At 62.5% G+C, this 17707-nt stretch carries 15 protein-coding genes; 10 read left to right on the forward strand and 5 right to left on the reverse strand.

Annotated features, from left to right (window positions below; translation table 11 throughout):
- Positions 1–128: 128 nt before the first annotated feature.
- The 3 genes from ACQR1E_RS10675 to ACQR1E_RS10685 are packed head-to-tail and all read left to right on the forward strand — an operon-like array spanning position 129 to position 3151.
- A complete protein-coding gene (locus ACQR1E_RS10675) occupies positions 129–1265 on the forward strand; it encodes an ABC transporter permease (protein ID WP_315753517.1) in 1137 nt (378 codons plus the stop codon).
- 2 nt (positions 1266–1267) lie between these two features.
- Positions 1268–2047 carry an ABC transporter ATP-binding protein gene (locus ACQR1E_RS10680; protein ID WP_315712944.1) on the forward strand — a complete coding sequence of 260 codons (780 nt, stop codon included), beginning with the start codon at positions 1268–1270 and terminating at the stop codon, positions 2045–2047.
- A gap of 3 nt (positions 2048–2050) precedes the next feature.
- Entirely contained in the window at positions 2051–3151 is a 1101-nt protein-coding gene (locus ACQR1E_RS10685) for an ABC-type transport auxiliary lipoprotein family protein (RefSeq protein WP_434841796.1), read from the forward strand.
- A gap of 10 nt (positions 3152–3161) precedes the next feature.
- Here the strand turns inward: ACQR1E_RS10685 and ACQR1E_RS10690 are convergent, their stop codons facing one another.
- A complete protein-coding gene (locus tag ACQR1E_RS10690; protein ID WP_434897014.1) occupies positions 3162–3479 on the reverse strand; it encodes a c-type cytochrome in 318 nt (105 codons plus the stop codon).
- A gap of 138 nt (positions 3480–3617) precedes the next feature.
- Between ACQR1E_RS10690 and ACQR1E_RS10695 the strand changes: the two genes are divergently transcribed.
- Entirely contained in the window at positions 3618–4331 is a 714-nt protein-coding gene (locus tag ACQR1E_RS10695) for a helix-turn-helix domain-containing protein (protein WP_315712941.1), read from the forward strand.
- A gap of 569 nt (positions 4332–4900) precedes the next feature.
- Positions 4901–5632 carry a Crp/Fnr family transcriptional regulator gene (locus ACQR1E_RS10700; protein ID WP_315753521.1) on the forward strand — a complete coding sequence of 244 codons (732 nt, stop codon included), beginning with the start codon at positions 4901–4903 and terminating at the stop codon, positions 5630–5632.
- Between the two features lie 29 nt (positions 5633–5661).
- Here the strand turns inward: ACQR1E_RS10700 and ACQR1E_RS10705 are convergent, their stop codons facing one another.
- From ACQR1E_RS10705 to ACQR1E_RS10715, 3 genes are all read right to left on the reverse strand, one after another.
- Positions 5662–5850: a TRAP transporter large permease subunit gene (locus ACQR1E_RS10705; RefSeq protein ID WP_315753523.1), complete on the reverse strand. Its 189-nt coding sequence runs from the start codon at positions 5848–5850 to the stop codon at positions 5662–5664.
- Between the two features lie 206 nt (positions 5851–6056).
- Positions 6057–7055, reverse strand: a complete 999-nt coding sequence (locus tag ACQR1E_RS10710; protein WP_315753524.1) for a TRAP transporter substrate-binding protein — start codon at positions 7053–7055, stop codon at positions 6057–6059.
- A gap of 55 nt (positions 7056–7110) precedes the next feature.
- Entirely contained in the window at positions 7111–7797 is a 687-nt protein-coding gene (locus ACQR1E_RS10715) for a GntR family transcriptional regulator (RefSeq protein WP_315713634.1), read from the reverse strand.
- Between the two features lie 364 nt (positions 7798–8161).
- On the opposite strand from ACQR1E_RS10715, the gene ACQR1E_RS10720 reads away from it, so the two are divergent.
- The 5 genes from ACQR1E_RS10720 to ACQR1E_RS10740 all read left to right on the forward strand — a co-directional run bounded on the left by ACQR1E_RS10720 (position 8162) and on the right by ACQR1E_RS10740 (position 15987).
- Complete coding sequence (locus ACQR1E_RS10720) at positions 8162–10249, forward strand: molybdopterin oxidoreductase family protein (RefSeq protein WP_434897015.1); 2088 nt, start codon at positions 8162–8164, stop codon at positions 10247–10249.
- 188 nt (positions 10250–10437) lie between these two features.
- The gene (locus tag ACQR1E_RS10725) at positions 10438–10704 is read left to right on the forward strand and encodes a hypothetical protein (protein WP_315753528.1); all 267 of its coding nucleotides are present in this window, start codon (positions 10438–10440) and stop codon (positions 10702–10704) included.
- Positions 10705–10972: 268 nt separating this feature from the next.
- Positions 10973–14398, forward strand: coding sequence for an acyl-[ACP]--phospholipid O-acyltransferase (locus ACQR1E_RS10730; RefSeq protein WP_434897016.1), 3426 nt, complete (start codon positions 10973–10975; stop codon positions 14396–14398).
- Positions 14398–15135 (forward strand): esterase/lipase family protein, encoded by a 738-nt coding sequence (locus tag ACQR1E_RS10735; protein WP_315753624.1) that lies wholly within the window; start codon positions 14398–14400, stop codon positions 15133–15135. The genes ACQR1E_RS10730 and ACQR1E_RS10735 overlap by 1 nt, the downstream gene beginning before the upstream one ends.
- 72 nt (positions 15136–15207) lie before the next feature.
- On the forward strand, positions 15208–15987 hold the full coding sequence (locus ACQR1E_RS10740; RefSeq protein WP_315753532.1) for an enoyl-CoA hydratase/isomerase family protein: 780 nt from the start codon (positions 15208–15210) through the stop codon (positions 15985–15987).
- Positions 15988–16684: 697 nt separating this feature from the next.
- Here the strand turns inward: ACQR1E_RS10740 and ACQR1E_RS10745 are convergent.
- Positions 16685–17692 (reverse strand): DUF418 domain-containing protein, encoded by a 1008-nt coding sequence (locus tag ACQR1E_RS10745; protein WP_434897017.1) that lies wholly within the window; start codon positions 17690–17692, stop codon positions 16685–16687.
- Positions 17693–17707: the final 15 nt, after the last annotated feature.

The following is a 17707-nucleotide window of genomic DNA, read 5'->3' on the forward strand; positions in this document are numbered from 1 at the left end:
TAGCTCGGCACGATGCTTGATTTCGCTCAACCCGTTGCGCTGACGGGATTGACGCAGATCAAGCGAGGCAGATCGGCGCGATTTAGGAACGGGTGTGCCTCGGCACGCCGACTGAGGGAGACATCCAATTGCGTGCTCATCCGGGACTGACCGCGGCGACGACGGAGGATGTGCTCGAGCTTCGTCCGAGCGGATCATGGGTGTCCCTGAACGTGGCAGAGCTCGAGAGCTTGACCAGCTCTGTCGGCAACAGCATCAACAGCGCGACCGCCGTGAAGCTCGATCTTGGGGCCGTCAGCGAAATCGATACCGTCGGTGCTTGGTTGCTTGAGAAGCTCGGCCGCCGGGCTGCTGCGGGCGATCGTCGGGTCGAGATGATCGGGGTAGCAGAAAACTACGTCGGCCTCGTCGAGGAGGTCCGGCAGGTCAATCGACGAGTCGTCGAGCCGGCACCGAGACTGAACCCGATCCTCGCCAAACTCACCGACCTCGGTCGTTCGAGTCTGGGGGCCGCCCAGGACATCAAGGTGTTTCTGGACATGTTGGCCGCGCTGTTCTTTGCGCTGCTGCGCACGCTGCGCCGGCCTCAATCTCTGCGCGTGACCTCCCTCGTCTATCAGATGTACCGCATCGGGTGGCAGGCCATTCCAATCGTGGTGTTGATCACATTCCTGATCGGCGCCATCATCGCCCAGCAGGGGATCTTCCATTTTCGACGTTTCGGTGCCGAGTCTTACGTCGTCGACATGGTCGGAATTCTGGTCCTGCGCGAGCTTGGCGTTCTGATCGTCGCGATCATGGTGGCAGGGCGGTCGGGAAGCGCCTACACGGCCGAGCTTGGATCGATGAAGATGCGCGAGGAGATCGACGCGCTGGTGACGATGGGACTTGATCCTGTCGAGGTGCTGATTCTGCCCCGTATCGTTGCGTTGATCTTGACCTTGCCAATTCTCGCCTTCATCGGCTCGATGGCTGGCCTGTATGGAGGAGGGCTGGTGGCCCAGCTCTATGGCGGCATGGGACCGGCAATCTTCATCGCCCGGCTACACGATGCCATCTCGGTGACGCACTTCGAAGTGGGAATATTGAAGGCGCCGTTCATGGCCCTGGTGATCGGCATTGTTGCCTGCAGTGAGGGACTTCGTGTGAAAGGTAGTGCCGAATCGCTGGGGCAACAGACTACGACATCCGTGGTGAAATCCATTTTCCTGGTCATCGTGCTCGATGGTCTTTTCGCCGTGTTTTTTGCGTCCATTGGAATGTAGCGATGGATGATCTTGGCGTGTCCAGCGCGATCCGCGTGACCGATCTCGTTGTCGGGTTCGGCCGGCAGCTCGTTCTGAACAATCTTTCGCTCGACGTTCGTCGCGGTGAGATTCTCGGGTTGGTTGGCGCGTCGGGCGGCGGAAAATCCGTCCTGATGCGGACGATCATCGGACTCATTCCTCGGCGCAGCGGGACCATTGAGGTCATGGGGACAACCGTTGGGGGCGCCGAGGAGCGGACGACGCAGGCTGCAGCGAAGCGCTGGGGAATTCTGTTCCAGCAGGGTGCTCTGTTCTCGTCACTGACGGTCAAACAGAACGTACAGTTTCCGCTGCGCGAGAGCCTGCAGATGTCGCAGGAGTTGATGGATGAGATCGCGATAGCCAAGCTCGAAATGGTCGGCCTTCGCGCAGAGGACGGTGATAAATTCCCAGCCGAGCTATCCGGCGGCATGACGAAGCGCGCCGCGCTGGCGCGCGCCCTCGCTCTCGATCCGGCGATCGTATTTCTTGATGAGCCGACCTCCGGCCTCGATCCGATCTCCGCCGGCGACTTCGACGCCCTGATCAAGACGCTCCAGCTGACGTTGGGATTGACGGTGTTCATGGTGACCCATGACCTCGCCAGCCTCAACACGGTCTGCGACCGTGTCGCTGCGTTGGCCGATGGCAGGATCGTGGCGATTGGTCCTATGAGCGACCTCCTCCGATCAGAACATCCATGGGTCAAAGCCTATTTTCACGGCAAGCGATCCCAGATGCTGCAACCAAAAGCGAGTTGAAAGATGGAAACCCGTGCGCCCTTCGCTGTCATCGGCGGCTTCGTGCTGGCGGCCATCGTCGCGATCTTTGGCTTCGTTTACTGGCTCAACAACACCGGAGGACTCGGGCCTCGCACGACCTATCACGTGCAGTTCGAGGGCTCGGTGCCCGGCCTGCTGGTCGGGGCTGCCGTTCTGTTCAACGGAATCCGGGTCGGCGAGGTGACTGAGCTCGGTCTGGCGCCGAACGATCCGCGTCGGGTCAACGCAACGATTTCCGTGGCGTCGACGACCCCGGTGCGCGCCGACACCAAAGTAGGGTTGGAATTTCAGGGGCTGACCGGAGTGCCGGTGATCGCGCTGGAGGGCGGCGCGTCTGCAGGAGCGGCGAGTGCCGTATCGACCTTGATTGCAGAACCAGGCGCCGGACAAAGCATGACGCAGGCCGCCCGGGACGCCCTGCGGCGTGTCGACGCAGTTCTTGCGGAGAATGCCGGGCCGCTCAAAGATACGATCGCCAACCTCAAGACATTCTCGGACGGCCTCGCGCGGAATACCGGCAAGCTCGATGGAATCGTCTCGGGTCTGGAGAAAATGACGGGAGGCGGTGCTCCAGCACAGAAAGTCACCTATGATCTGAGCGCGCCAAGAGAACTGGGGCCGGTCAACAAGACCATCAAGGGTCAGCTCTCGATACCTGAGCCCACGGCCGTGGCGATGCTGCAGACTCAGCGCATACTGTTCACGCCCACAAAGGACTACCCCGGGTTCGGTGATTTCCTGTGGGCTGACAGCATCCCCAAGTTGTTGCAATCACGTCTGATCGATGCCTTCGAGAACTACGATGTGGCCCACGCTCCGCTGCGGACATCCGATTTGGGCCAGCCGGATTTTCAGCTGCTGATCGATGTCCGCCGTTTCCGGATCAATGGCGATACCGCCGCGGTGGAAATTGGCCTGTCGGCTCGCCTCGTCGACAAGAACGGCAAGGCCATCGCGTCTCGGCTGTTTGACGAAAACCAGCCCGTTGCCCGGCTTGATCCTGCTGATGCCGTGTCCGCCTTCGATGAGGCCTTCGGCCGGATTGCCAAATCGATTCTGACCTGGACGATACAGGCGCTCTGAATCGATCGGGCTATTCCAAGCTCTTCAAATACGAGAGCAGATCGTGGATCTGCGGCGGCGCAAGCTGGAATTGGGGCATGGCCGGGTGACCAGTCATGATCCCCTCCGCGAGCGCTTCGCCCAAAGATTCGATCGGGTAGCGGAGATGGAGGCTTCGGAACGGAGGAGCCGGTTCGAACGGGCTATCTCCCGTTCGACCAATGGCGTGACATCCTGCGCAGTGGGCCTTCGCGAAAGCCTGTCCGCGTTGCTGCGCCGTCGACGCCGCGTATGACGGGGTCGCTAACGCAATCGCGGCGAGAAGGTGGCACAGAACAAGCCGCTGCATTCACGATATCCATTGGTTGGGAGTGGCGGCCACGATAGGGCCCGGATTGTTGGTTCGTTTGATTTGAATCAATCGGAACTTCGAGCGTCCGTTAGAATGCAATCATTCTCTTTGCGCTTGGCCCACCGGAGCCCCCGTATGAAGACGTCTCTTGTTGCAATCGATTTCCACGGGCAGGCCTGTGCCGATTGTGCCGTGCGGGGATTCAGTGTCTGTGCGTCGCTCGACCAGTTCGAAATGCGCGAATTCGAGCACCTCAGCCGCCGAGCGCATTTTGCGACCTGCGAGACGGTTTTCGCGCAGGAAGACACGTCGTCCTGCTTCTACAATTTATTGGATGGGGTCATGAGGCTCTACAAGCTTCTCCCCGACGGACGCAGGCAGATCGTCGGATTTGCGCTCCCCGGTGACTTCGTCGGCATGACGACGGAGGAACGGCACGGATTTTCGGCTGACGCGATCGGTCCCGTCACCGTCTGCCAGTTCGCGAAGGGACCGTTCGGACGGTTTGCCGAGGACAAGCCGAATCTGCTGCGCCGGATGAACGAACTGGCCGTGCAGGAGCTGAATCAGGCGCGTGATCACATGGTACTTCTTGGGCGCCGATCAGCCGAGGAGAAGGTCGCGACATTCCTCGTTGGCTGGAGGGATCGGCTGGTGGAGCTTCGGGGACCCTCTAACATGGTACCGTTGCCGATGAGTCGGCAGGATATCGCCGACTATCTCGGGCTCACCATCGAGACCGTCAGTCGAACGTTCACGAAGCTCGAACGGGAGGGCATCATCGCGATCCTGCCCGGGGGCGTCTCGCTTCGGGACTCGGCGCGAGCCGAAGCAATGGCTGCTGCCTGACATCGTTGGCGAAATCCGCATTGCATTGATCTGGATCAAGGACTGTCGCGCAGCCCGTAGGGAACTGTGTCTCAAACTCGAACAGGGGAGAGAGACATGCCGCTCGACGCTATGATCGTCAGCTTTGCAGTTGTGGGGGTTTTTGTCGGGTTCGCTGCGGTCCTGCTTTGGGCTGATTCACAGACAAGGCATCGGGTGTGAGGTACAGGCTGCCCTTGGACTGCGGCATCTTGCGCTCAGAAGAGTAGCACTGCTGGTCCGACGGGGCGGCTGGACGACGCTCACGCGTTGCACAATGTATGCCGGCCCGTCTCGGCGGCGGAAACGCCCCCGGCGTCGATTGGCACTGGCTTCGCCGTTGAGCGTTCGCCGCATTTTCCTGGACAATCCGCCGATCTGCCGTATTCCGAGGTGCAATGAAATCGAGGATCGGTGGTCGCAAGTCCGAGGGATCGTCTTTGCTGGTGGCTGTAGGCGTGTCCATAGTCCCCTGACATTTGCGGGGCCTTGGCCACCGGCTTTGGACCTCTCCCTTGGGCGGCGGTATTCGGACGCCTGGGAGATGCGGTGTGGCTGAGGAAAAGCGGGCGAGCGTCCGACCTACCAACAACGGCAAGCTGTCGGTGCTGCGTCAGCACCCGATTTTTTGTGAACTCGAGGCTGATGCGGTCGATCAGCTCTGCCGCTACGCCAAGCCGACATCGCTCAAGCGCGGTGCAACCATCTTCTCAAAAGGCGATCCCGGCTCGAGCTTGTATGCCGTGATCAGTGGCACCGTCAAAATCAGTGTCTCGTCGCCCGACGGTCGCAATGCTATCCTGAACCTGATCAGCGCCGGCGAGATATTCGGCGAAGTCGCCGTGCTCGACGGACGAGAACGTACAGCCGATGCAACGGCCAATACGAACTGCGAGATCCTGGTCATCGATCGGCGCGAATTCCTGCCGTTCGTAAAGAGCCAGCCGGTGCTGGCAATGAAGTTCATCGAGCTGCTTTGCGATCGGCTGCGCTGGACCAGCGACCAGGTCGAGCAGGTCATCCTTCAGGATCTTCCCCGCCGCCTTGCCAGTGCGCTGCTCGGCCTGACCGACAAGCGCAAGCTGGATGCCGCGAGCCGCACCATAGCCATCACGCAGCAGGAGATCAGCGAAATGGTCGGCATGACGCGGGAGAGCATCAACAAGCAGTTGCGTGCATGGGCCGCGCGGGACTGGGTCCGCCTCGAGCACGGGGCGATCGTGCTTCTGAACCCCGAGCCGCTACGCGGATTGGCGGAGGCTGGTCAAGACGAAGACGAGTAGGGGCGGCGCGGCAGTTTCCGGCGTCCTACCTAGCCGATGATGGCCGGACCCGCTGGCCGTGGGGGATGGCCCTCACGATAGGCGATCACGATGCAGAGCAGGATCAGCGAGAGGCCGAGCAGTGGCCCCGGGAATACACCCGCCATGAACAGTGCGCTGATCGAGATCGTTCCGCCGGGCGCGAGCGCGTGAAGGACGGCGTTATGGCTTGGTGGCACCAGCACAACAGGACGGCCATCGCTTCGGGCCAGGAAGCGGCGCCGTTCTGGACGTAGCGGGTGAAGACCGCCCAAGGGATGACGGCTGAGATCAGCACGAGCGCCGTTACGCCCACGATGACGCAAGCGGGATACAGTGCATCGATCGCCCGGCGATAGAGTCCGGCCATCGTAAGCCTCTTGATCGTCCGAACCGAGCATGCGGTCTATGCGATGTCCTGAATGCGCTTGATCATTTCTTGGTACTTCGGACCGTATTTGTCCCAGACCGGCTTCACGGCCTTCTGGAACGGCGCCTTGTCGGCGATTTCGACGATCTCGGAGCCACCGGCCTTGGCCTTCTCAATCGCTTCCCGCTCGTAGGCCTTCCAGAGTTCGCGCTCCTCCATCTGCGCTTCGCGCGCGAACTTCTTGATCAAGGTCTGGTCGTCGGTCGACAGGTTTGCCCAGGACCGCTTCGAGAACACGAGGATTTCCGGAATGACGAGATGCTGGGTGAGCGAATAGTACTTCGCGGCCGTATAATGATTGCTGGAGACGTAGCTCGGCGGATTGTTTTCGGCCCCATCGATCACGCCGGTCTGCAGCGCGCTGAAGACCTGATCGTAGCCCATCGCGACGCCGTTGCCGCCGAGCGCGTTCATCATGTCGATGAAGATGGGATTGCCGATCACGCGGATCTTGAGCCCCTTGACGTCCTCGACCGTCCTGATGGGCTTCTTGGTGTTGTAGATGCTGCGCGCGCCAGAATTCATCCAGCAGAGTGCGACGAGATTTGCGCTGGCATTGGCGCTGACGCGGTCCAGAAGGTCCTGACCGATCGGACCGTCCATCATCTTTTCAGAATGTTCGATGCTCTTGAACAGGAATGGCATGTTGACGACGTTGACGTCGTCGACGATCGGACCGAGCGCGCCGGCGCTGACCCGCAGTATCTGGATCGCCCCGATCTGGGTCTGCTCGATAGTCTCTTTCTCGCCGCCGAGCTGAGCGGAGGGATACATCTGGATCGACAGCCTGCCGTTGGTTGCCGCTGCAAGCTTCTTGCCGAGGTTTTCTGTTGCTGCAACCGTCGGATAACCCGGCGGCTGAACGTCGGATGCCTTGAACACCGCCTTCGATTGCGCAAGGGCGGCCGAGATCGGCGGCAGCGTTGCAACGCCCGCAAAGCCCACGCTCAGTCTGATGAAATCGCGTCTTTTCATGGCGTCTCTCCGACGGAATGATCGTGTCGCCGCAAGGTTCGATGCGATCATCTCGTTAGCCTGGTTGATCGAAATACTCTGGATTCTTGGTCTGAATTTCAGAGATGTCGTCGAGCAGGCGTTCCAGATGACTCGCCATGGCAGCCCTGGCACGATCCGGATCGCGCCGTTCGATGGCCTGGAGAATTGGTTCGTGCTCTGCGATCACTTCGGCCATCCGTCCGATCTGCGGCAGGGTCAGTCGACGATAGCGGTCGACGTGAACCTTGACCTGAACGATCAGCTTCCAGATCCCGGGATAGCCGGCGACCTCGGCGATGCCAGCGTGAAACATCTCGTCCGCCTGGTGGAAGGCTTCGCGATCCTTTGCGGCGCAGGCCTCGCGCTGACGTTCGAGGGTCGCATGCAGGTTGAGCAACTGGCTCGATGTCGCATGCTCGGCCGCCATCCGTGCGGTCGTCTCCTCGAGAGACTTTCGGATGATGATGGTCTCGGGGAGTGCTGCGACCGGAATGCGCGAGACGAAGATGCCGGACTGCGGAAAGATCTCGACCAGCCCTTCGTCCGCGAGTTTCAGAATGGCCTCGCGGACCGGTGTCCTGCTGACGCCATAGGCCGTCGCGATCTGCGCTTCCGAAATCGGTTCGCCCGGCAGGCGCACGAGCGACACGAGTTCGGACCTGAGATCGGTGTAGATGCGTGACGCTGCTGTCGCGCCGCGGGGGCGACCATTGCGGCGCATGCGGGCGACCACGGGCCGTGGCGCTGCGGCCAATTTCCTCGGGGGGCGACCGGACATCTTCGTTTCCTCAGCTGATATATTAATATATGAAACTGGCTTTGCAATCGAAATTGCCGTCAGCTGAGGACTCGTGATGGTGCACTGCGCTGTACGCAGGCAGCAACAACCACGAGCACGCAACAGAGCCTATCGTCTTTTCTTGCCGTCTTCATCTCGCCCCTAACGCCGGATCGGCCGTTGTCGGCGGCGACTTGTCCACATCCAGAAGCAAATCTGCGGTGGAGCAGACACGCACGAATCTCGTTCGTGCGAATGCCTCGCGAATGCTCTCGGCGGATGCATTCTTTGATGCTACCAATCGGGCATGAACCAGCAGACTCGGGTCGATATCCGCCATTCTACCTGCCCGCACGATTGTCCGTCGGCCTGCGCGCTCGACGTCGAAGTGCTCGATCGGAAGACGATCGGCCGCGTTCGCGGCTCGAAACGGCAGACCTATACGGCTGGCGTGGTTTGCGCCAAGGTCGCGAGATATGCCGAGCGGATTCATCATCCTGAAAGGCTGATGCATCCGATGCGTCGCATCGGTCCGAAAGGCTCAGGGCAATTCGCACGCATCTCCTGGGACGAGGCATTGGACGAGATCGCGGAGCGATCTCTCCAGGCGGAGCGCGACTTTGGCGCTCAGTCGGTCTGGCCGTATTATTACGCGGGCACGATGGGGCTCGTGATGCGCGATGGCCTCAATCGTCTCACCCATGTGAAGAAGTATTCGCGCTTCTACTCGACGATCTGCGCCAATGTCGCGCGGATCGGCTTTGCCATCGGCACTGGGAAGATCGCCGGCGTCGATCCGCGGGAGATGGCGCTCTCGGACCTGGTCGTGATTTGGGGCACGAACCCGGTGAACACGCAGGTCAATGTCATGACTCATGCCGCGCGCGCCCGAAAAGAGCGGGCCGCCAAGATCGCGGCGATCGATGTCTACGACAATGAGACGATGAAGCAGGCCGACATCAAGATCATCCTGCGCCCGGGCACCGACGGCGCCTTTGCCTGCGGCGTGATGCACGTGCTGTTTCGCGATGGCTTTGCCGACCGCGCCTATATGGAGAAGTACACGGACTGTCCTGCGGAACTCGAAGCGCATCTGCAGACGCGGACGCCGCAATGGGCATCGCAGATTTCTGGCGTTCCCGTGGCCGAGATCGAGGCGTTCGCCCGTCTGGTCGGCGAGACGAAGCGGACCTTCTTCCGACTGGGTTATGGCTTCACCCGCAGCAGGAACGGCGCGACGCAGATGCATGCGGCATCCTGCATTCCCGCGGTGACGGGCGCCTGGCAATACGAAGGAGGCGGTGCCTTCTTCAACAACGCGGCGCTGTGGCATTTCGACGAGTCCATCATCGAGGGCCACGACGCCGTGGATCATTCCACTCGCTTTCTCGATCAGTCCCAGATCGGGCGCATCCTGACGGGAGACGCGGTGGCCCTCTGTGGCGGCCCGCCAGTCAAGGCGATGCTGATCCAGAACACCAATCCGATGACGGTGGCACCCGAGCAGGAGCTGGTTCGCAACGGATTTGCGCGCGAAGACCTTTTCGTCGCCGTCCACGAGCAGTTCATGACCGAGACGGCGCAGATGGCGGACATCGTGCTGCCCGCCACGATGTTCATGGAGCATGACGATCTCTATTACGGCGGCGGCCATCAGCACATTTCGGTCGGACCGAAGCTGATCGACCCGCCCGGCGAGTGCCGGTCCAATCATGAGGTGCTGCAGGGCCTGGCGCGCCGGTTGCGGGCGGTGCATCCGGGCTTCGAGATGTCGCCGCGCGAGTTGATCGATGCGACGTTGAAGAAGAGCGGCCATGGCGATATCGCCGGGCTCGAGGCCGATGTCTGGCGTGACCTTCAGCCGGACTTTCGCACCTCGCACTATCTCGACGGTTTCGCGCACAGGGACGGTAAATTCCACTTCAAGGCCGACTGGGCTCATCCGCCATTCGGCCGCGTCATGGGCAATCCGGAGCGCATGCCGTCATTGCCCGACCATTGGGCGGTGACCGAAGAGGTCGATCAGCAGCATCCGTTCCGGCTTGCGACAAGTCCGGCTCGCTCGTTCCTCAACACCTCCTTCAACGAGACGCCATCGTCGCAGGCGCGGGAAGGGGGCCCCTCCGTCATGATCCATCCACTGGATGCAGCCCCGCTCGGCATTGTCGACGGCGACATCGTCACGCTCGGCAATGAGCGCGGACAGACCTCGCTTGCCGCCCGGCTGTTCGACGGAGTTCAACGCGGGGTGCTGATCGCCGAATCGATCCATCCCAATCGCGCCCATATCGGTGGACGGGGCATCAACGTGCTCACCGCAGCCGACACCGTCGCTCCGATCGGGGGCGCTGCCTTCCACGACAACAAGGTCTGGCTGCGCAAATCGGCGGGCTGACCAGCTCGGCAAAAGCCGAGTTATCAACATCCCTTTTGATTCCAAGGCGTTATTCACCTCTCACGCCTAGGAGCGGGCCGTTCACAGGATTATTTTACCTTTATCGGGCCTCTTGCATTCCCCGCTTGAGCGTCGCTCAAATTTGTTGTAAGCATTTTGAGCAACGCTCAAAAACGTGGAGAAGTCCCATGCAGGTTCTCAGCTCTCGCGCTCCGCAACTTTTTTCGATCAATCCCATGGTGATGCTGAACGGTCTGGCGCGGTCCGCGTCTCACCTTTTGACGGCGCGCGTCGAGCGCATCGCAAATGCCTGTGATGTTGCCGGTCTGCTCGCTGCGCGACGAGCGAGGCGGCTGGCCGGACAACGTCTTTTTCGTGCCGCCGGGCGCGAAGGGCGCCGGCTTCGCCGTGGCGGCCTATTCGGCTGCTTCCGCTACCTGAGCGAACTGACCTGACCTTGTCTCGAATCCCCATCTCAGGCGCAACGAAGCGGTCACCATGTCCTTGCGTTCCATACATCCCCTCCAGCTCCTACAGGTCTGGATAAGCCTTTTGCACACGACCTACGCGCTACTCTTCGTGCTGGTCGGCGACCAACAGCAGAACGCGAAACCGCATGACCGCGTCTAACGGGATGCATCACCGGCACCACTTCATTTCATCACCAACCCAGGCTCTTGCGGTCCTTGCGGCCAAGCCGCTGCAGCACACCAGGAATCGATCATGATCAAGCAGTTGATGTCGTCGCGTCGTTTTGCCCCGCTGTTCTGGGCCCAATTCTCCTCGGCGCTGAACGACAACGTTTTGAAGAATGCGTTGGTCATCATGCTGCTCTACGGCGCCGTGGCAACGCATGGCGACGCGCTTGTGACCGTGGCGGGCGCCGTCTTCATCTTCCCATTCTTCATCCTGTCCGGGCTCGGCGGCGAGCTGGCGGATCGATACGTCAAGGGAATCGTGGCGCGCCGGCTCAAGTTCGCGGAAATCTTTGCCGCAGGCTTCGCGGCGCTGGGCTTCTTTCTGCATTCGATCCCGCTTCTGTTCGTCGCCCTCGGCATGTTCGGTGTCATCGCCGCGCTGTTCGGCCCCGTGAAATACGCGATGCTGCCGGATCAATTGACGGTCGGTGAACTCGCTACTGGCAACGCGCTGGTAGAAGGTGCGACCTTCATGGCCATCCTGATCGGCACCATCGCCGGCGGCCAGCTCGTCTCCGGCTCGTCGCATATGGGATGGGTCGCTCTCGCCGTCATCGGCCTCGCGGTGATCTCCTGGGCTTCGGCGTCGCGCATTCCGCACACTTCGCCGTCGGCACCGGATCTGCGCATCACGGCCAACCCTTGGACATCGACCTCGCACCTTCTGAAGTCGTTGCATGCCATGCCCCGGCTGTGGGACGGCATGGTGATCGTGTCGTGGTTCTGGCTGGTCGGCGCCGTCGTGCTGTCGCTGCTGCCCGCGCTGGTCAAGGATGTCGTCGGCGGCACCGAGGGGGTGGTCACCTTGTGCCTCGCCGTCTTCGCGATCGGCATCGCCATCGGCTCGCTGTTCGCGGCGCATCTCAGCCACGTCAGGCCGAATCTCGCGCTGGTGCCGATCGGCGCAATCCTCATGGGCGTGCTCGGTCTCGATCTGTCCTGGACGATCGGGACGACAGCGACCGCGAAGGACCTCTCGCCGCTCGCCTTCGTCGGCTCCTGGGCGGGAGCGCGCATGCTGATTGATTTCGCGGTGTTCGCCTTTGGTGGCGGCCTGTTCGTGGTTCCTGCCTTCGCCGCGGTGCAGGCCTGGTCGGAGCCGACTGAGCGCGCCCGGGTCATCGCTGCCGGCAACGTGCTGCAGGCCGCCTTCATGGTGGTCGGCTCGCTGGGCGTGGCCGGTCTGCAGGCCGCAGGCCTCTCGATCGCCTGGATCTTCTTCGGTCTGGCTTTGGCGAGCTTCGGCGCCGTTTGGTTCGTGCTCAACAAATGGGGCAGGGAGGGCGTGCGCGACTTCGGCGCGATGCTGTTCCGCGCGCTGTTCCGCACTGAGGTGCGTGGGCTGGAGAACCTGCCGCCGGCCGGCACCCGCATGCTGATCGCGCCGAACCATGTCAGCCTGATCGACGGTCCGCTGCTCCACGCGGTGCTGCCGATCGATGCCACCTTTGCCGTCGACACCGGGATCTCCAAGGCCTGGTGGGCGAAGGTCTTCCTGAAACTTGTAAGCCACATCACGATCGACCCGACCAAGCCGCTCGGTGCTCGCGATCTGATCAAGCTGGTCGCCAGCCAGGAACCGGTGGTGATCTTCCCAGAGGGCCGCATCACGGTGTCGGGCTCACTGATGAAGGTCTATGACGGCACCGCGATGATCGCCGACAAGGCCGGCGCCGTCGTGGTGCCGGTCCGCATCGAGGGCGCGCAGCGCTCGCATCTCAGCTATCTCAAGGATGGCCAGATCAAGCGCTCGTGGTTTCCCAAGGTGACGGTGACGATCCTGCCGCCGGTGAAGCTCACCATCGATGCGGCGCTCAAGGGCAAGACCCGCCGCAACGCAGCTGGCGCTGCGCTGCAGGACGTGATGATCGAAGCCATGGTGAAGAACGCCATGCTGGATCGAACGCTGTTCGAGGCGCTCGCCCATGCCCATCGCGACCACGACACCGGCAAGGTGATGATCGAGGATCCGCTCGGCACCAAGCTGACCTATCGCAAGCTGCTGCTGGGCTCACAGGTGCTCAGCCGCAAGCTCGAGCAGGGGACGATGGTGGGCGAGAACATCGGCCTGTTGCTGCCGAACTCCGCCGGCGTCGCCGTGGTGTTCATGGCACTGCAGTCGATCGGCCGCGTGCCGGCCATGCTGAACTTCTCCGCCGGCCCGGTGAACGTGCTGGCGGCGATGAAGGCGGCGCAGGTCGCGACGGTGCTGACGTCGCGCGCGTTCATCGAGAAGGGCAAGCTCGACAAGCTGATCGCGGCGATCGAGGGGCAGGCCCGTCTGGTCTATCTTGAGGACGTCAAGGCCTCGGTCAGCCTGGCCGACAAGATCAAGGGAATGATCGACGGCACCAGGCCGCGCGTCGCCCGCAATGCCGACCACCCCGCCGTGATTCTGTTCACGTCCGGCTCCGAAGGCACGCCAAAGGGCGTCGTCCTGTCCCATCGCAATATTCTCGCGAACGCCGCCCAGGCATTGGCGAGGGTCGATGCCAACGCTAACGATCTTGTGTTCAATGTTTTGCCGGTGTTCCACTCCTTCGGCCTCACCGGCGGCATGATGATGCCCATGTTGGCGGGCATTCCGATCTATATGTACCCGTCGCCGCTGCATTACCGGATCGTGCCCGAACTGATCTATCAGACTGGCGCCACGATCTTGTTCGGCACCGACACCTTCCTGACTGGTTACGCACGCTCCGCTCATGCCTATGATTTCCGCACGCTGCGGCTGGTCATCGCCGGCGCCGAGCCGGTCAAGGATCGGACACGGCAGATCTATATGGAGCGTTATGGCATCCGCCTGCTCGAAGGCTATGGCGTCACCGAGACCGCGCCGGTGCTGGCGATGAACACGCCGATGGCCAACCGGGTCGGCACCGTCGGGCGCCTGTCGCCGCTGATGGAGTACCGGCTCGACAAGGTGCCGGGCATCGAGGAGGGCGGGCGGCTTTCGGTCCGGGGGCCCAATGTCATGCTCGGCTATGTCAGGGCCGAAAATCCCGGCGTGCTCGAGGCGCTGCCGGAGGGCTGGCACGACACCGGCGACATCGTCACCATCGACGCGCAGGGCTTCATCACGATCAAGGGCCGCGCCAAGCGCTTTGCCAAGATCGCCGGTGAGATGGTGTCGCTGACGGTGGTCGAGCAGATCGCCGCGACCTTGTGGCCGCAGGCGGCTTCGGTCGCGGTGTCGATCCCCGATCAGCGCAAGGGCGAGCGCATCGTGCTGATCACGACGCAGAAGGATGCCGAACGCTCCGCGATGCAGCGCCAGGCCAAAGGCCAAGGTGCGCCGGAGCTTGCGGTGCCGGCCGTCGTGATGGTGGTCGACAAGATCCCGCTGCTCGGTTCCGGCAAGACCGACTATGTCGGCGCCAAGGCACTTGCCGAGGCGAGTGCGGCAACCGCTACGACGGAGCGCGAGCCGGAGGAGCGGGAAGTCGCGTGATCGCATCGCTGCGCCGGCGTTCTCAGCACAGTGGCCCCCGCGGCGCGGGGGTTGTGCTGCTGCATGGCATCGCCGGCCGATCATTGATGCTGCGTCCACTGGAAAAGCGGTTGCAGCGCGCAGGTTTTGCGACGCTGAACCTCGACTATGAAAGCCGCAAGAAACCGCTCGAGTTTCTTGCCGACGACATCCGCCCGGCGATCGCCGATTTCACAGCCAGGATCGACGGTCCGATCCACTTCGTCACCCACTCGATGGGCGGGCTGCTGGCACGGGTCGCGATTGCGAAGCATCGGCCGGCGCGGCTCGGCCGTGTCGTCATGTTGGGAACGCCCAATGGCGGCAGCGAGCTTGCCGACCGGCTGCAGAACGTCGGGCTCTATCGCGCTTATTTCGGTCCAGCCGGCCTGCAATTGGTGACCACGAAGGACGTCACGCTCGCCTCTCTGCCACCCGCCGACTACGAGATCGGCGTGATCGCCGGCAACCGCTTCCTCGATCCGATCGCCGGGCTGTTCCTGCTGCCGTGGCCGAACGACGGCCGCGTCTCCGTCGAGAGCTGCAAGCTCGCCGGGATGACGGACCACACCACCATCAAGGCGTCGCACATGGGCCTGCTGGTGCATCCGACGTCGTTCCGGCAGACCATCGCGTTCCTGCGCACTGGCCAGTTCGAGCCGGTGCGTCCGCTGCTGCACGGGGTCATCGCCGAGATCGGCCGCCGCGCGGCCTCTTGACGCAAGTTTTCCTTGCCCGCGGCAGCTATCCCGCGACAATCTCGCATCCGACATCAAGCGACAGGCAAGGCGATGACCGACGACAGCGTGATTCTCGACAAGCGCGGGCAGGCCCTCTGGATCACCATCAATCGTCCGGAGAAGCGCAACGCGCTGAATGGCGACGTGATCGCCGGGATCTCGCGCGGCTATCGCACGGCGCATGACGATCCCGAGGTGCGCGTGATCGTGCTGACCGGCGCAGGAGACAAGGCGTTCTGCGCCGGCGCCGACCTGCAGAACTCCGGCGCGGCCTTCGCGATGGATTTCTCCCGCCCGAATGTCGATTACGCGGACTTGCTCCGGCTGTCGCAGAATTCCACCAAGCCGGCGATTGCGCGCGTCGGCGGCGTCTGTATGGCCGGCGGCATGGGCTTGCTGTGCATGACCGACATGGCGGTCGCAGCCGATCACGTCGTCTTCGGCCTGCCGGAGGTGAAGGTCGGCGTGTTCCCGATGCAGGTCCTGAGCCTCTTGCAGAGTATCGCGCCGCCGCGTCTCGTCAACGAATGGGCGCTCACGGGCGAGCCGTTCGACGCCAAGACTGCACAGGCTGCCGGGCTGCTCAACCATGTCGTTCCCGCCGCCGAGCTCGACGGCAAGATGGACTGGCTGATCGGCCGTCTCGTCGACAAGTCGCCGACCGCCATCCGCCGCGGCAAATACGCCATGCGCGCCATCGCCTCGATGTCGTTCGACGAGTCCATCGCCTATCTCGAAAGCCAGATCGCGCTGCTGGCGATGACCGAGGATGCCAAGGAGGGCCTGAGGGCGTTTGCCGAGAAGCGCAAGCCGGTGTGGCCGGGGAAGTAGCTCGCTGCGGGTAGAGTGTGTGACGGCGGCTCTGTTGTTACCGCTGTCATGCTCCGCGAAGGCGGAGCATCCAGTACGCCGAGGCCTCCCGGTTCGATGACCACGGCCTCTGGAATACTGGATAGCCGGCTTTCGCGGGCGATGACAGTGGAGGGGTGGAAAGGTTCTTTGCTCCAACAATATTTGTCCACATAGGGTGATACATGGATCCGCGATCTCGCGACGCTTCGCGTCCGAGTCTTGCGTCAGATTTCGCCCTCTGAACGAAGAGGGCGCAGGGAAGGCCGGGCGCTCGCCGCCCCCATGCCCGCCTGCAGGAAGAAAAGCAGGCGGCAGTGACCACAGGTTTGGCCGCAACTACCGGCCTTCCCTGCGCGACGGGCTTACGGCTTATACGTGGTCTCCCTGGTGCGCCGGGCTTTCTGGCCACCATCCCCGCGCGAAGCAAAGCCTCGTCGCGAGTTGACATCAGCGTCGGGATGTCAGGACCACACGATTTCGCCGTCCGCCACGCCACCAGTCGTCTTGCGCAAACGCGCCTGATGCCGCGACGGCCATCGCATCACCGGCCCAACGCTCGTGACGATCGCGAGGCGCCCCTCTCGTAGGCCGTGACGCCGGGAAATGTGCAGCTGATTTGCCCGACGGCGCAACACCCGTCGGGGTGCGACATAGTAACCCGACGGGTGAAGTCGCGTCAGGAGTGCGGCCGAAGCCGCATCGGCTGCAGCTTGTTGTACATCAGGCTGCGCCACAGCCATTCGATGGGGCCGAACTGAAACAGCCTCAGCCAGCACCAGCTTGCGATCATCTGGAGCACATAGACAGCCACGCCGATGCCGAGTGCGAGCGAGACGCTGAGCCGGCCGAACAGGCCGAGGCCATAGCCGTAGAACACGACGCCGAAGATGACGGACTGCATGAGATAGTTGGTGAACGCCATCCGGCCGACGGGAGCCGCCCAGCCGAGCAGGAGGGCGCCCCAGATGGTGCTTGCAGCTGAAAGGATCAGCGCGCCATAGGCAAGCGCCAGGCTCACAGTCGCAAGCGATGCGCCGGCGTCGATCGTGACAGCGAGTGCGGCCAGGGCCGTCAGCAGCAGCATGACGCGGTGATGCGGCATATCGCGCAGAAGGCCGGATCGCCAGATGACGATGCCGGCGAGGAAAAGTCCGAGCGTGCGCGGAAAGATCCACAGATGCAGCGGCGCGATGGCGCTGATCTCGGAAAGCCGGAACACCAGGATCTGCGTAAAGCTGCCGTGCGCATAGACACGCGCGGCATCGGCGACATTGTGCATCATCCAGGCGGAGCTCGGCAGCGGCAGCATGTGTATCAGCCAGCCGGTGAAGTACAGCCCGAGCAGGGTGAGGCTGCTCGCGATCACCAGCCAGCTTGGCGCGAACAGGAACGGCAGCACGAGCAGTCCGGCAAGCGCATATTCGGTCAGGATGTCGCCATTCCACAGCAGCGTCAGGTGCAAAATGCCGATCGCGAGCAGGACGAGCAGCCGCCGGAGCAGCAGGGGGATACGTCGCTCCGGAGCGATCCGGTCGAACTGCATGGCCAGCCCGATGCCGAACAGCAGCGAGAACAGGGCAAACGCCTTCATGGAGACGGCGCGCGCGAGACCGTCTTCGATGGACCGATTGAAGGGCGAGTCGCCGATGATGGTCCACAACAGATCGATCATCTCTGGCGACAATGAACCTCCGAAGAA

Source organism: Bradyrhizobium sp. HKCCYLRH1030, assembly GCF_051168395.1.
Taxonomy (GTDB): Bacteria; Pseudomonadota; Alphaproteobacteria; order Rhizobiales; family Xanthobacteraceae; genus Bradyrhizobium.